Below are 14,277 nucleotides of genomic sequence, written 5' to 3'. Positions count from 1 at the left end.
CATTAATGGGCCTGCTCTCCGAGAGCCCGAAGGGAACATCTCCATGGTCCACGCAGTCAAAGGTGTCGTCGTCCGCTCCAAAGGCGCACCCGCAACCCTAGAAACCATCCTGGTTCCCGAACCCGGCCCGGGAGAAGCGCTGGTGGACATCCTCACCAGCGGCGTCTGCCACACAGACCTCCACTACAAACTGGGCGGCATCAGCGACGACTTTCCGTTCCTGCTCGGCCACGAAGCCACAGGCGTCGTCAGCGCAGTAGGCCCCGATGTCACCGACGTAGCCCCCGGTGACCGCGTCGTCCTGAACTGGCGCGCAGTCTGCGGTAACTGTCGTGCCTGCAACCGAGGCCAAGCCCAGTACTGCTTCAACACCCACAACGCCACCCAAAAGATGACCCTCGAAGACGGCACGGAACTCTCACCCGCCCTGGGCATCGGCGCGTTCACCGAAAAGACCCTGGTCGCCGCCGGGCAATGCACCAAGGTAGACCCCGACGCCGATGCCGCCGCTGTAGGGCTGCTCGGCTGCGGCGTCATGGCAGGCTTGGGTGCGGCACTGAACACCGGCGGCGTCAAGCGTGGCGACTCGGTGGCCGTCATTGGTTGCGGGGGCGTGGGCGTAGCAGCCATCGCCGGTGCCGCGCTCGCAGGCGCCACCACCATCATCGCCGTCGACATCGACGCAAAGAAGCTCCAGCGCGCCAAGGAACTTGGCGCGACACACACCGTGGATTCATCCGCAGGCGACCCCGTCGAAGAAATTCGCGCCCTGACAGGTGGCTTCGGCGCAGACGTGGTGATTGACGCCGTCGGACGTCCCGAAACCTATAAGCAGGCGTTCTACGCCCGTGACCTCGCAGGCACTGTGGTCCTGGTTGGTGTCCCCACTCCGGAGATGACCCTGGAACTACCACTCCTTGACGTCTTCGGCCGTGGCGGATCACTCAAGTCATCCTGGTACGGCGACTGCCTGCCCTCCCGGGACTTCCCCATGCTCGTGGACCTCTACAAGCAGGGCAAGCTGGACCTGGACGCATTCGTCACCGAGCGCATCACCATCAACCAGGTCGAAGAAGCGTTCGACAAGATGCATCAAGGTGCTGTCCTGCGATCGGTGGTTGAGCTGTGAGCGCCGGCAACCTCTCAATCGATCACGTCGTTACTTCCGGGACATTCTCCCTGGACGGCGGAACCTGGGACGTTGACAACAACGTCTGGATCATCGGCGACGACTCCGAATGCATCGTCATCGACCCGGCCCACAACCCCGAAGCGATTCGTGAGGCCGTGGGTGGCCGCACCGTCAAAGCCATCTTGCTGACACACGGCCATGACGACCACATCAGTTCCGCCGGCGAATTTTGGGAGCTCGTCAAAGCTCCCATCCACCTGCACCAGGACGACTGGATGCTATGGCGGGCAGTGTTCCCCGAAATTGATCCCGACGTGGCAATCGTGGACGGCGACGAGTTCACCGTTGCCGGTGCAACACTGAAAGCAATCCACACTCCCGGACACTCACCCGGGTCTGTCTCGTTCCACCTGCCCAGCGAAGAAACACTCTTCAGCGGAGACACCCTCTTCCAAGGCGGCCCCGGTGCGACCGGACGCTCATACAGCGACTTCCCCACCATCATCGAGTCCATCCAGACCAAGCTCCTCCCACTGCCTGAGGCAACCGTGGTCCGCACCGGACACGGCGATTCCACCACCATCGGCGCGGAGAAGCCGCACCTGGATGAATGGATCGCAAGGGGCCACTAACTCCAGCGCGAGCCAGCTTCGCGGTTTAGTTCGCGTCAGCCGGCTGCCGACCCGTACACCGGGGCGGCGGCCGGCTCAAGCCTGATAATCACCGACTTTGAGGCTGGCGTATTGCTCTCCTCCGCCGTCGAATCCAACGGCACCAAGACGTTCGCCTCGGGATAGTAAGCAGCGGCGCATCCCCGCGCACTGGGGTACGAGACCAAACGCAACTGAGGCAGGACACGGTCAACGCCGTCGTCGGCCTCGCTGTGCACATCCACGTAGCCCCCGTCCTCGAAACCCAACTCGGCCAGGTCCGACGGATTCACCAGGAGGACCATGCGGCCTTTCTTTATGCCCCGGTACCTATCGTTCATGGCATACATGGTGGTGTTGAACTGATCATGTGACCGGATTGTTTGGAGGAGCAGGCGGCCCCGGGGAATCGTAATTGTCTCAAGCTCGTTGACGGAGAACATGGCCCTGCCCGTTGCTGTGGGGAATGTCCTGCTGTCCCTTGGCCCGTGGGGCAAGACGAAGCCATCCTTCTCGCGGATGCGGGCATTGAAGTCCTCAAACCCCGGCACGACGCGGGATATGTGGTCCCGAATGGCGTCATAGTTGCGTCCCAGCCCAGCCCAATCGACCGGTACTTTATCGCCCAGGACAGCTTGGGCAAGGCGGCTGACGATGGCCACCTCGGACAACACATCCGGAGCTATCGGCTCCAGCGGACCCACCGAGCGATGTACCGCGCAGACAGTGTCCTCCACGGTGACAAACTGCTCCACGTCGCCCTGCCTGTCGATCTCCGTCCGTCCCAAAGTCGGCAAGATCAGCGCCTGATCACCTACCACCACATGGGAACGGTTGAGTTTGGTTGAAATCTGCACGGACAGACGCGTTCTCCGCACCGCCGCCTCAGCAACCTTGGTATCTGAAATCGCGTGGACCAGGTTGCCGCCCAACGCAATCAGAACTTTGATCCTGCCATCACGCATGCCCCTGATGCTGTCCACTGCATCGACGCCAGGATGCTGTGGCGGGGCAAAGCCGAACTCCCGCTTGATTGCCTCCAGGAACCGTGGCGGCATCTTCTCCCAAATGCCCATGGTCCGGTCACCCTGGACGTTGCTGTGTCCACGTATCGGGCAGGGCCCTGCGCCGGGCTTGCCGATGTTGCCGCGTAACAGGAGCAGGTTGATGATCTCCTTGATGGTGGGCACGGCCTTCTTATGCTGCGTAATACCCATTGCCCACGTGATGATGACTTTTTCGGCACGGAGGTACCTCGCGGCCAGTTCATCAATGTCCGCGCTGCTAAGCCCTGTGGCAGTGAGGACATCGCGTTCATTCAACGTGGCGAGGTGGGCTGCAAAACCAACGAAGCCCTGGCAATGCTCATCTATGAACGTGCGGTCAAGCACCGTTCCGGGGGCAGCCGTCTCGGCATCCAGGACACGCTTTGAAAGTGCCTGCAACAGTGCCATATCCCCGGCGATGCGGATCTGCAGGAACTGGTCTGCCAGATCTGTGCCCTTGCCCACCAATCCCCGAGGACGTTGCGGGTTCCGGAAGTTGATCAAACCAGCCTCGGGCAACGGATTCACGGCCACAATCTCCGCCCCCGCTTCTTTCGCTTCCTCGAGGGCCGTAAGCATCCGCGGATGGCAGGTCCCCGGGTTCTGGCCCATGATGATGATCAGGTCGGCCTTGGCGAAGTCCGCGTAGGTGACGGCAGACTTTCCGACTCCGATGGTTTCCCCCATCGCGGCCCCTGTGGATTCGTGGCACATGTTGGAGCAGTCGGGGAGGTTGTTGGTTCCGAATGCCCGCACGAAAAGTTGATAGAGGAACGCAGCCTCGTTACTTGTGCGTCCGCTGGTGTAGAACGTCGCTTGGTCCGGGGTCTCGAGCCCGTTCAGCTCGTGGGCGATGACCTCAAACGCCCGGTCCCAAGTGACAGGTACGTAGTGTTCAGACCCAGCAGCCTTATAAACGGGTTCCACCAGCCTTCCTTGCTGTCCCAGCCAGTACTCAGACTTGGATTCCAACACACTCAAGCTGTTATCAGCCCAGAACTGCCTTGGAATCTTGAGTGCTTCAGCCTCCCAGCCCACGGCTTTGACGCCGTTCTCACAGAACTCTGCGGCCTTCCGCTTCTCAGGATCGGGCCAAGCGCAGCCCGGGCAGTCGAACCCGTCCTTCTGGTTGAGTGCGGCCAGCGTTTTCCACGTCCTGGACGGCCCCATTGAGCTCATGGAAAGCGGCAGCGAATGAAGGAGGCTCGGCAATCCGGCTGCAGACCGCTTCGGCGGGCTGACACTGAGTTCAGCGTCAGTGTCCTCCAATGGATGCTTTTTCCGTCCCATTGTTCCACCACGATCCGCGTGAATTGGGTAGCTGATTCCTTCAGCCTAAACCCGGTGCGGAGGACGCTCAACGCAAGCTACGGTGATTAGCCCAGCAAAGTCCGGAAGTCGCCGTCGAGGGTGTCTGCGTAACCCCGGTAGGCCTCAATCACGGCATCCTCCACCGTTGCTACGTCCAGATGCGGCAGCAGGTCATTCGCAGCCCCGGCAGTGGCGGTGTCCCACTCGAGCCCGAGCGCAGCATAACTCGCCGTCAGGACCTCGCGAATGGGTTTGGAGTCCTCTACCACGATCACGGAGCTGAACAGCCAGCCTCCGGAGACGACGCGTTGGGCAGTGCCGATGAGCTTGATGCGGTGCGCAGGAAAATCGGGGTCCTCGCCGTGGACGCTGAACTCCCCCGGACAGTACTCCCCCGGAATTTCGCCGACGGCGGCATGGACGCCGACGCTGCGAAGCGCACCGGCCAGCAGCTCGCCAAACTCCGAGAAACGGGCTTTGGCACGCACGATCGCGTCGGGGTGCGGCTCAATGTGATCTATCACCAGGGTCCCTTGGTGATACGCCGCGGCACGGCCCCCGGCTTTGCGTATCAGGGGCTCGAAACCGAGTTCCCGGCAGGCCTCCTCCGCTGCGTGAAAACCAGGAAGGTTTGCATCGCGCTGGCCGAAAGCCACGGTAGGCTGCGGACGATACAGGCGGAGAGACGGGCCGAGCTTGCCGTTGCGTGCACGCTGAAGCAGCTCCAAGGCGAAATCGAGGTCTCCCGCCGCGCCCATCGATTCCTTCTGGCGATAAACCGTAAGCTGGCGTGACCCTGCTTCCGAGCCGACCATCAACTCTTCCTCAACGTCAGGATCTGTTCGGCCCGCCCGAAAGGTCCGTTGACGTCATGAAGCACAGTGGATGTCAGGCCGATGCCGTCAGCCCCGAAAGAGACCTTGTTATCCAGGCCCAACCATTCGCCCGACGGAGCACGGTACATGTGAATCTGAAGATCGACGTTGGGAAAAATGTAGCTGTTTTCGCCCGGCGGAACACGCGCCGCGATGCCGTTCGCTGTATCCACCAAGCCCATGAGGCGGGCGAGATCGGTGCTGTCTCGTTGGTCCGTGAGCGGGTGGGACGTCCGAATCCACACCTTGCCCGAACCGGGCCGGTGTCCTTCGGCGATGCGCATCTCCAAGGACCGGATGTATCCCCCGGGCCACACGCTGGCGCCATCCCATGGCTTGCATTCGTCGGGGGCCGGCATGATCTCATCTTCCACTGCGGCTACAGCGCTGGTGTCGCTGGTGACCATGCGCCACGCGGCAGCACGGATTGCCACACGGCCTCCCGCCGAAAGCTCTGCCTGGATAAGTTCGATGGTCCTTCCCGGCCTCAACGTCGAGGTGGTGACCTGGAACTCGCCGCCAGGAATCAGCCCGAGAATTTCGTAGCTGATCCGCGCCAGGCGGACGTCGTCCCGTGGCTCATGGCGCACCAAGGCATCGGCAATGATGCCCGAGGCGGGGGCCATGTGTTGTTCGTGGGGATTCCACGCACCTTGGGCATGGATGGTGGACCGGTAGCGGCCCTCGCCCAAGGATTCGTAGTAAAAATCGCCGTCCGCCAGTTCCGGTAATGCAGTAGTCAACCCAGGCCTTTCGCCGATCCAGCTGTAGAACTCAGACCACTGTATCCGCTGATCTGGCCCTCGCCCGACGCCGACGGAACACGACAACCCAGACGACGATGGCCGCCAAGGCTGCGACTCCCACTGCAGCACCAACTGGCGACGCTGCCGCTACCGCAAGCCACGCCTCCAAAGCAGCGAGACCAATGGTTGCGTAAAGCAATGCCCAGATGACAGAACCTGCCACAGCAGCGGGCAAGTACCGGCGGAGCGGCATGCGGGCAGCACCGGCCGCGAGGTTGATAGCCGTTTGGAGGCCGATGGTCAGAAAAGACAGTACGACGGCGTAAGGACCCCACCGTTGGATCAGGGCCTGGGCACGGGCTGCTTTGGGCCGCTCCAAAGAATCACCGAAGCGGGTGTGCGCGAGTCCGGCAACGGCTCCCCGCCCAATCCAGTAGGTCACATTGACACGGATCATGACAATCGCGAAGAGCGCCGCGAGTGCGACGCCGAAAGGCAAACTCATGATCTGGTCCACTCGACTTAGGCTACCCTAAGCAGCTCACCAATGAAGACTCGGTCCCGTGGGCTACCGTGCAAACCCTATGACGAGCCCGGAACCCTAGGATGAGTGCATGGATCTCCGCGACGCCGCCCAGGAGCTGTACGCCGTGACTCCCCGTGATTTCACGGCGGAACGAACTGCGCTGGTCCGCAAAGCGAAGGATGCCGGCAACAAGGACCTGGCCAAAGAGATTGGCAGCCTCCCAAAGCCGGCCGCCGGCGCCTGGGCCATCAACATGCTGGCCCTTCACAAGCCAGAGGTGATTGACGGCGTCGTGCGCTTTGGCGTTTCGCTTCGTACCGCCCAAGAGGAGGGCGACACTGAAGCGTTTCGCGAACTCGGGCAGCAGCGCCAGGGCCAACTGACATCTGCCGTGCATGCGGCCAAGGATCTCGCATCCGAGCTGGGCGCTCCACTTAGCGCTGCCGCAGCAGCCGACGTTGAGCAGACATTCAGGGCAGCTATGGCCGATGCCGGGGCCGCCGTCGCCGTAGGAACGGGTCGGCTGGTGCGGGGGCTTAGCGGCAGCGGCTTCGAGGCAGTGGACCTTACAGGCGCCATCGCTGCAGCAGGTCCGGACGACGAAGCTGGTCCTGAAACCGGAAAAGCCCCTGCTAAGCGGGCAGCCAAGACGGAACCGGCGCCACCTCCCAAGGACAAGCTTTCCAAAGAAGAGCCTTCTAAAGACACGCCGTCCAAAGAGAAGGCACCCAAGGACGAAGCGACGTCCTTGGCCGATAGGCGCGCCGCCAAGCAACAAGCAGCGCTGGAAGAGGCCCGCCGCGACTTCGAGGCCGCCGACAAGGAGGCCAAGGAAGCTGAAGCGGCAGCCTCCGACGCGTGGGAAACCGTCAAAGAGTTGGCCGACCGAAAAACCAACCTCAAATCCGAGATCGAAGAGATCAAGAAGCGTCTGGCCGCACTTGAAGCCGAACTCATTGGGATCACCCGTGATACGGAATCCGCCGAATCAGACAAGAAGCGTGCAGTGCGGGCCGCAACCCAGCAACGACGCGCCGCTGACCAAGCCCAGCGGCGCGTCGATCGGCTGAGCTAGTCCTTCTTCTTGACCGGCGACTTCTGCAGGTGATGCGTGGCCGGGCCTTCGAGGTACTTTCCCTCCGGGGTGAAGCGCGAACCGTGCAAGGGGCAGTCCCACGACTTCTCGGCGTTGTTCCAACTCACTATTCCGCCCAGGTGCGCGCAGCTCGCCGACACCATGCAGACGTTGCCGTCCACAGTGGACACGGCCGCCGGTTCACCCTTGTACAGCCCCACCACGCCGGTTCCTTCGGCGGGACGGGTCTGATCTGTGATTTCGGGATTAGCCTTGATTTTTACCCTGTCTTCCACCATCCGTTTGGTGGTGCTGGCGTTGAGGCGGACCGCTTGAAGCGCGCCCAGGGGCGAGGTAACCCGGTGATGGATGACGCTGGCCCAGTCGGACTGGCCACCCAGGATATCGGAGGTGATGGACAGGGCCGCCGCCACCCCGTTGCTCATCCCCCATTTGTTGTAGCCGGTGCCGAAGAAGATCCGTCCGTGGCCACGGGGAAACTTGCCGAAGAACGGCATCAGGTTGGTGGCTTGGTAGTCCTGTGCTGACCACGTGTGGGTGACCTCAGCTCCGGGGTAGTGTTGCGTTGCCCATCCGAGCAGGTCATCCAAGTGCGCCTTAGGCGACTTCGCCCGGCCCCCCGTGTGGCCGTAGCCGCCTACCAGGAGCAGCTCCCCCTCGGGAGTAGGTTGCGTGCGCTGTGAGCGCGTGGGCGAATCGATGGACAGATACATTCCCTTCGGAATTTCGCCCGGTACCTTGAGGGCGGCCGCATAGGACCGGTTGGGTTCAAGCTTGGCGAAGTACAGGCCGCGATCCAGGATGGGGATGCCCGTAGCTATCACCACTGTGTCCGCAGTGAACGCGCCCTTTCGGGTGGAGACCTCCATGGGTTGCTCGGAGCCCACGTTCTGCACCTGCATGTCCTCAACGATGAGGCCGCCATGCTCGCGGATGTCCCTGGCGAGCGTTTCAAGCACTTCCATGGGGTGGATCTGTGCCTGATCCTCCAATTCCAAAGCTTCCACAACAGGGAACGGTAATCCGGGGTCACGGCTGAAGTGGACGTCCAAACCTGCGTCCCGCGAAACTGCAGCCTCCTTGCGGAGCCGCTGGCCGCCGTCGTCCGTGGTTGCGAACGTGACGGCTGTCCGGCGCTGGTATGGGATGCCTTGCTGCTCCATGTACTGCGTCAGCCAGGCTTGCCCGCTCTTATTGGCCTCCACATAGGCCTGCACCACTTTCAAGGAGTACTGGCTACGCAGGGCTGAAAGAGCTCCACCTTGCAGGAGGCTCAATTTGCCGGTGGTGTTTCCGGTGGTCACTGCACCGAGTGTTCGGGCTTCAAAAACCACCACCCGCTGCCCTGACCTGGACAGCAGCAAGGCCGTCACCATTCCGGTGAGCCCGGCGCCCACCACTATCGTGTCGAAGTGCTTTTCCTCGGGGATTGAGTCGGACATGAACCGGGATTCCCGGTCCAACCACAGCGATTTCATCGATCAACCTGCCTCTCAATTCACTGGCATGTAGTGAGGGAAACGCTAGGCGGGTCGCTGGCGCTTATCAAGAGGTGGCGGTGCCTGTCGCCAGAGCCGCTGCATGCTGTAGTTCCGGGTCCGGATCCATAGCCCAACGGTCCAGCACGCGCTCAGCGCGTTCCTTCGCGAGCCCCTCCAGCCGTGCCAGCAACGGCCTCACAACGTCTGCTGCCAAGGGATCCACCAGCTCCCGGGTGCCGGCCCGTCTGATGAAGCCTTCGATACGGGTGAGGTCAGTGTTGATCAGGACACCTACCTTGGTTTGCAGCAGAACCACGGCTGCGAGGCGGCGTTCGAAGACCGGCTCTTCCCAAAGTTCCGAGCTCAGGGCGGTGATGTCGTCGTGCTCAAGATTCTTGTACCGCTTCAGTGCATCCCTCACCGTTCCCCGCACGGCACCTACCGACGCACCGTATACCTTCAGGGCTTCGCCGAGACGCTCACTGGCCTCATCGGCCTTCTCCCAGGTCGATTCCATCTGCAGGGTGTAGTCCACGAATTCACCGGCTTCACTCACCCGTCTATTTTGTCAGTGCCTCCCCCTAGCGTGATGACAACAGCAACCGACAGGAGCAACATGCCGTCCCAAGAGCTCGCCACCGAGGCATCCTTTCCGGGTGTCCCGGCTGCTTCGTCCATGCCCGATTGGTACCCCACACTGCTCAACACCGTGGCCCAAGAGGTCCGTGTCGGCAGGACCCGGGCGCTGGCAGCGGCCAATAGCGAGTTGTTGAATTCCTACTGGAGCATCGGCCGGCAGCTCGCCGACCGTGAATCCGAGCAAGGCTGGGGAGCCAAGGTGGTCACCCGCTTGTCCGCCGACATCCGGACGCGGTTCCCGGAAGCTAAAGGCTTCTCTCCCAGAAACCTGAGGTACATGAAGAGCTTCGCCCAGGCATGGCCGGACTTTCCAATGTTGCAAGCGCCGCTTGCAACATTGCCCTGGTACCACCAGATCGCACTGCTGGAAAAGCTCGACGACGCCGCCACGCGCCTTTGGTACGCCGCGGCGGCTGCCCAACACGGATGGTCGCGCAACGTGCTGACCCACCAGATCTCAACGCGCTTGCACGAACGCTCCGGGCAGGCCATCACCAACTTCAAAACCACCATGGTGCCTGCCGATTCGGACCTTGCGCAGCAGGCGACCAAGGATCCCTACGTCTTTGACTTTCTGTCCATGAGTGATCGGCACACCGAACGGGACCTGGAGCTGCAGTTGGTGAAACACGTGGAGAAATTCCTGCTGGAGCTGGGCCAGGGTTTTGCCTTCGTTGGTGAGCAGGTGCGGCTGGAGATTGCGGGGGACGAGTTCTTCGCGGACCTGCTCTTCTACCATCTGAAGTTGCGCTGCTACATGGTCATCGAACTCAAGGCCGTGAAGTTCGAACCTGGGTTCCTCGGACAATTGGGTATGTACATGGCGGCCGTCGACGACCTCATGGCTCACCCCAACGACAAGCCCACCATCGGCCTGCTGTTGTGCAAGGAGAAGAACAGCGTGGTGGCCGAGTATGCCTTGCGTGGGTTCAACGCTCCTGTGGGCATCGCGGAGTGGAAAACCTCCCTTGCTGATTCCTTGCCCGATGAGCTGGTGGCGAGCCTGCCGAGTATCGAGACCCTGGAGGCCGAGCTGGCGAGCGAGGCAGCGCGACTGCAGGGCTGAGTTCTCGGGTAGGGCGGCTTAGACGTTGTCCTTGAACCACGTCAGGGTGTCGTTCCACGCTGCCGTTGCCTGAGCCTCCACGTAGCGCTCACCCGTGTCATTGTGGAACGCGTGGTCCACGCCGGGGTACACCTTGAACTGGTGCTTGACCGTTGAGGCATCCAAGGCCGCCTGCAGCTGGGGCATCGCACCGGTGATACGTGCATCGTTTTCCGCGTAGACGCCAAAGACCGCCGGCTTGATGGTGGGCACCTTAGCCAGGTCCGGTGCGGGACCGTAGAAGGCGGATGTTGCTTGGAGCCCTTGGATCTCGGTGCTTGCCTGCCATGTGATGCCGCCGCCGAAGCAGAAACCCACCATGGCGATCCGGCCCTCTTCGACGAAATCCTGGCCGTTGAGGTACTCGAAGGCGGCTTTGAAATCGTCCACGTGCCTTTGGGCGCCTGCCTGCGTAAGAGCGCCAGGGGCAGCGTCCGGATCCATATTCGCCGTGCCGCCCTCCCTGCTCAGCAAATCCAGTGCCAGCGCCGCGTACCCTTCCTTGGCGAAGCGTCGGGCGACGTCCTGGATGTGCGGTGTGAGCCCGCGGTTTTCGTGGCAGATCAAGACGCCGGGACCCTTTCGGCTCCCCTCGGGCCGGGCCAGGTACGCGCTGATTTCCGTCCCGTTTTCGGGAAACGTCTCTGTTGCCGTCGTCAGGCCCGCAGCACCCTCCGGGACGGAAATCGGACTCTTGGCGTTGGGAACGGCGGTGGTCGCGGTCCCTGTTCTTGCCGCCGCCGATGAGGGCGAAGGTGTGGGCATGGGATCGGTGGTTTGCGGAACCTCGTCCGGCGTGCAGCCCACCAAAGTCATGGCCGCCGCGGCCGCGGTCATGCTTCCCATGATGAACGCCACCCGCCTGGTGAACGTCTTATGCGACATGTCCCCCGACCGGAAGTCGTCGTAGAACTCTTCGATCAAGTACTTTTCAAACTTGCCCAGCTGAGTCATGGTGATCCTTCCGAAGATGGCACTTATCCTCTCCTGATGAGAAGACGCGGACAAGGGCGGGATGGTTCAATCACGGTCTCAGGCGAACCATCTAATAATGTCAGTGGCCCCTGCGAGACTTGGGACATGGAGCAGATCCGGGAAAGGCAAACGAAGACAGCGGTGTCCGCTGCGCCTCTTCGTGCCACATCCCGAGGCGTGTCTCAACCCGGCGCGGTTTCGGCGGGTCCGGTTTCGGCCGGCTCTGTGAGTGGGGACCTGGTTGAGCAGTTGCGGGTTTTGGAGGAGATGAAGTCGGCCATTACCGCTTTGCAGGCGCGGGTTGCTGTGGCTTTTGATCTTGCCCAGCGCGCTGAGCAGGCCGAGGCCGGTGTCCCTGCCTCGGAGCGGGGCCAGGGTGTGGGTGCTCAGGTGGCGTTGGCGAGGCGGGAGTCACCGAATCGTGGGTCCCGGTTGCTGGGTTTGGCGAAGGCCCTTGTGCTGGAGATGCCGCGGACGTTGGCGGCTCTGAAGTCGGGGCAGTTGAACGAGTGGCGGGCCACGCTTTTGGTGAAGGAGACGGCGTGTTTGTCTGTTGAGGACCGGTGTGCGGTGGATGAGGAGCTCGCCCCCGATACCGGATTCTTTGACGGGAAGGGCGATAAGGCGCTTGTTGCGGCGGCGAAGGCTGCTGCGTATCGGCGGGATCCGCGGTCGGTGGCCGGTCGTGCCAGCCGGGCCGCCGCTGAACGGATGAGCCTGCGCCCGGCGCCGGACACGATGACTTACCTGACGGCGTTGTTGCCGGTCGCGCAAGGGGTGGCGGTTTACGCTGCCCTGTGCCATGCGGCTGATTCGGCCCGTTCCAGCGGTGATGCAAAGTCCGTCGGGGGCGCGGGGTCTGGTGTTGTCCGACCCGGGGTCAGGTCATGGCCGACACGTTGGTCGAACGCGTCACCGGCACACCCGGCGGGGTCTCAGGGATCAACCTGGACCTCGTCATGACCGACCGCACCCTCTTCCAGGGCGACAGCGAACCAGCCCGGCTCAAGGGCTACGGAATCGTCCCGGCCGAATGGGCAAGGGAACTTCTCGGTTCCGGGCAAGCCGCAACCCCCCAACCGACTGCAACCCAGGAACAGACCGCAAACCTGGGACAGACCGCAACCTTGGAACAGGCAGCGGCGAACCTATCCTCCGGCCCGGGGCGAACCGGCAAAGATCACGCGGGAACGCCGGATGCAGAGCTCACTGTCTGGCTTCGCCGGCTCTACACCGCACCAGCCACGGGTGAGCTCCTGAGCATGGACTCCAAAGCCCGGCTCTTCCCTACGAGGCTTCGGCGTTTCATTGAAACCCGCGACCACACCTGCCGCACGCCGTACTGCGACGCACCCATCCGCCACATTGACCATGTGGTTCCTTGGCGTTCCGGAGGCAAAACGAACCTCGCCAACGGTGCAGGGTTGTGCGAGGCGTGCAACCACACCAAGGAAAACCCCGGCTGGACCACCAAAACCGTACATGCTGACGTGCACGGCGGGATCCACACCCTCGAAATCAGCACACCCACCGGGCACACCTACCAATCGAAATCCCCACCCCTGCCCGGACACCGCCCCTCCAGAACGTAGAAACCCGCCGCAGAAGCTGCGACGCCTCAAGCTGCGCACAAAAAAGGCGGACAGCGATCGCTCGCTGTCCGCCTCCTAGTCGTCGACTGATGGACGTCGCCTTAGAACTCCCAGTCCTCATCTTCCGTGTTGACAGCCTTGCCAATCACGTAGGAGGAGCCCGAGCCTGAGAAGAAGTCGTGGTTCTCGTCGGCATTCGGGGATAGGGCCGACAGGATGGCCGGGTTCACGTCGGTGACGGAAGCCGGGAACATGGCCTCGTAGCCGAGGTTCATGAGCGCCTTGTTGGCGTTGTAGTGGAGGAACTTCTTGACGTCCTCGGCCAGGCCGACACCGTCGTAGAGGTCGTGCGTGTACTGGACTTCGTTTTCGTACAGCTCGAAGAGCAGCTCGAACGTGTAGTCCTTGATTTCCTGCTTGCGGGCCTCGGAAACCTTCTCCAGGCCCTTCTGGAACTTATAGCCGATGTAGTAGCCGTGCACGGCTTCGTCACGAATGATGAGGCGAATGAGGTCGGCCGTGTTCGTGAGCTTGGCGCGCGAGGACCAGTACATGGGCAGGTAGAAGCCCGAGTAGAACAGGAAGCTCTCCAGCAGAGTGGAGGCAACCTTGCGCTTCAGGGGATCGTCGCCCTGGTAGTAGTCCATGACGATCTGGGCCTTCTTCTGCAGGTTCTCGTTTTCGAGGGACCAGCGGAAAGCGTCGTCAATCTCCTTGGTGGAGCACAGGGTGGAGAAGATGGACGAGTAGGACTTGGCGTGCACCGACTCCATGAAAGCGATGTTGGTGTACACAGCTTCTTCGTGCGGGGTGATCGCGTCCGGAATCAGCGAAACGGCGCCGACGGTGCCCTGGATGGTGTCCAAGAGAGTAAGGCCGGTAAACACGCGCATGGTGAGCTGCTGCTCGTCCGGCGTCAGTGTGTGCCACGACTGGACGTCGTTGGACAGCGGCACCTTCTCCGGGAGCCAGAAGTTATTGACCAGGCGGTTCCAGACTTCCACGTCCTTGTCGTCCTGGATCTTGTTCCAGTTGATGGCCTCGACGTGTGTCAGCAGCTTGACCTTTTCGGTCATTTCATCCCCTTAAAGCGATGGTTTTCT

General features: G+C 62.1%; 12 protein-coding genes and 1 pseudogene. 5 read left to right on the top strand and 8 right to left on the bottom strand.

Annotated features, from left to right (window positions below; all coding sequences use genetic code 11):
- Positions 1-43 precede the first annotated feature (43 nt).
- Positions 44-1,129 carry an S-(hydroxymethyl)mycothiol dehydrogenase gene (locus tag M1D89_RS11890; protein WP_498650728.1) on the top strand — a complete coding sequence of 362 codons (1,086 nt, stop codon included), beginning with the start codon at positions 44-46 and terminating at the stop codon, positions 1,127-1,129.
- Positions 1,126-1,764 (top strand): MBL fold metallo-hydrolase, encoded by a 639-nt coding sequence (locus M1D89_RS11885; RefSeq protein WP_498650727.1) that lies wholly within the window; start codon positions 1,126-1,128, stop codon positions 1,762-1,764. Before M1D89_RS11890 ends, M1D89_RS11885 begins: the two co-directional genes overlap by 4 nt.
- Before the next feature lie 35 nt (positions 1,765-1,799).
- On the opposite strand, the gene M1D89_RS11880 is transcribed toward M1D89_RS11885, so the two are convergent.
- From M1D89_RS11880 to M1D89_RS11865, 4 genes are all read right to left on the bottom strand, one after another.
- Positions 1,800-4,118 (bottom strand): FdhF/YdeP family oxidoreductase, encoded by a 2,319-nt coding sequence (locus M1D89_RS11880; RefSeq protein ID WP_498650725.1) that lies wholly within the window; start codon positions 4,116-4,118, stop codon positions 1,800-1,802.
- 86 nt (positions 4,119-4,204) lie between these two features.
- The gene (locus M1D89_RS11875) at positions 4,205-4,954 is read right to left on the bottom strand and encodes a lipoate--protein ligase family protein (RefSeq protein WP_498650723.1); all 750 of its coding nucleotides are present in this window, start codon (positions 4,952-4,954) and stop codon (positions 4,205-4,207) included.
- Positions 4,954-5,757: a thioesterase family protein gene (locus M1D89_RS11870; protein ID WP_498650721.1), complete on the bottom strand. Its 804-nt coding sequence runs from the start codon at positions 5,755-5,757 to the stop codon at positions 4,954-4,956. The genes M1D89_RS11875 and M1D89_RS11870 overlap by 1 nt, the downstream gene beginning before the upstream one ends.
- Positions 5,758-5,788: 31 nt before the next feature.
- Positions 5,789-6,277, bottom strand: a complete 489-nt coding sequence (locus M1D89_RS11865; RefSeq protein WP_498650719.1) for a DedA family protein — start codon at positions 6,275-6,277, stop codon at positions 5,789-5,791.
- A gap of 97 nt (positions 6,278-6,374) precedes the next feature.
- On the opposite strand from M1D89_RS11865, the gene M1D89_RS11860 reads away from it, so the two are divergent.
- A complete protein-coding gene (locus M1D89_RS11860) occupies positions 6,375-7,361 on the top strand; it encodes a hypothetical protein (RefSeq protein ID WP_498650717.1) in 987 nt (328 codons plus the stop codon).
- On the opposite strand, the gene M1D89_RS11855 is transcribed toward M1D89_RS11860, so the two are convergent.
- Both M1D89_RS11855 and M1D89_RS11850 read right to left on the bottom strand, forming a co-directional pair.
- Positions 7,358-8,860 (bottom strand): FAD-dependent oxidoreductase, encoded by a 1,503-nt coding sequence (locus M1D89_RS11855; protein ID WP_498650715.1) that lies wholly within the window; start codon positions 8,858-8,860, stop codon positions 7,358-7,360. The genes M1D89_RS11860 and M1D89_RS11855 overlap by 4 nt on opposite strands.
- Positions 8,861-8,927: 67 nt before the next feature.
- Complete coding sequence (locus M1D89_RS11850; protein WP_498650714.1) at positions 8,928-9,419, bottom strand: DNA alkylation repair protein; 492 nt, start codon at positions 9,417-9,419, stop codon at positions 8,928-8,930.
- Between the two features lie 60 nt (positions 9,420-9,479).
- Between M1D89_RS11850 and M1D89_RS11845 the strand changes: the two genes are divergently transcribed.
- Positions 9,480-10,568, top strand: coding sequence for a PDDEXK nuclease domain-containing protein (locus M1D89_RS11845; protein WP_498650713.1), 1,089 nt, complete (start codon positions 9,480-9,482; stop codon positions 10,566-10,568).
- An 18-nt stretch (positions 10,569-10,586) separates the two neighbouring features.
- Here M1D89_RS11845 and M1D89_RS11840 read toward each other — a convergent pair whose 3' ends face one another.
- Entirely contained in the window at positions 10,587-11,561 is a 975-nt protein-coding gene (locus tag M1D89_RS11840) for a dienelactone hydrolase family protein (RefSeq protein WP_498650711.1), read from the bottom strand.
- A 126-nt stretch (positions 11,562-11,687) separates the two neighbouring features.
- Here M1D89_RS11840 and M1D89_RS11835 point away from each other — a divergent pair.
- Positions 11,688-13,174: pseudogene (locus M1D89_RS11835) on the top strand (HNH endonuclease).
- A 101-nt stretch (positions 13,175-13,275) separates the two neighbouring features.
- On the opposite strand, the gene nrdF reads toward M1D89_RS11835, so the two are convergent.
- Positions 13,276-14,250 (bottom strand): class 1b ribonucleoside-diphosphate reductase subunit beta, encoded by a 975-nt coding sequence (gene nrdF, locus M1D89_RS11830; RefSeq protein ID WP_011775019.1) that lies wholly within the window; start codon positions 14,248-14,250, stop codon positions 13,276-13,278.
- Between the last annotated feature and the right edge of the window lie 27 nt (positions 14,251-14,277).

The sequence above is a fragment of the Arthrobacter sp. D3-18 genome (genome assembly GCF_054408525.1).
This window is presented reverse-complemented; position numbering and strand designations above follow the sequence as displayed.

Excerpts from the sequence above, each read along its gene's own strand:
- M1D89_RS11890 (WP_498650728.1), top strand. The coding sequence starts at position 44 with ATGGTCCACGCAGTCAAAGGTGTCGTCGTCCGCTCCAAAGGCGCACCC.
- M1D89_RS11880 (WP_498650725.1), bottom strand. The coding sequence starts at position 4,118 with ATGGGACGGAAAAAGCATCCATTGGAGGACACTGACGCTGAACTCAGT.
- M1D89_RS11875 (WP_498650723.1), bottom strand. The coding sequence starts at position 4,954 with ATGGTCGGCTCGGAAGCAGGGTCACGCCAGCTTACGGTTTATCGCCAG.
- M1D89_RS11860 (WP_498650717.1), top strand. The coding sequence starts at position 6,375 with ATGGATCTCCGCGACGCCGCCCAGGAGCTGTACGCCGTGACTCCCCGT.
- M1D89_RS11855 (WP_498650715.1), bottom strand. The coding sequence starts at position 8,860 with ATGAAATCGCTGTGGTTGGACCGGGAATCCCGGTTCATGTCCGACTCA.
- M1D89_RS11845 (WP_498650713.1), top strand. The coding sequence starts at position 9,480 with ATGCCGTCCCAAGAGCTCGCCACCGAGGCATCCTTTCCGGGTGTCCCG.
- M1D89_RS11840 (WP_498650711.1), bottom strand. The coding sequence starts at position 11,561 with ATGACTCAGCTGGGCAAGTTTGAAAAGTACTTGATCGAAGAGTTCTAC.
- nrdF (WP_011775019.1), bottom strand. The coding sequence starts at position 14,250 with ATGACCGAAAAGGTCAAGCTGCTGACACACGTCGAGGCCATCAACTGG.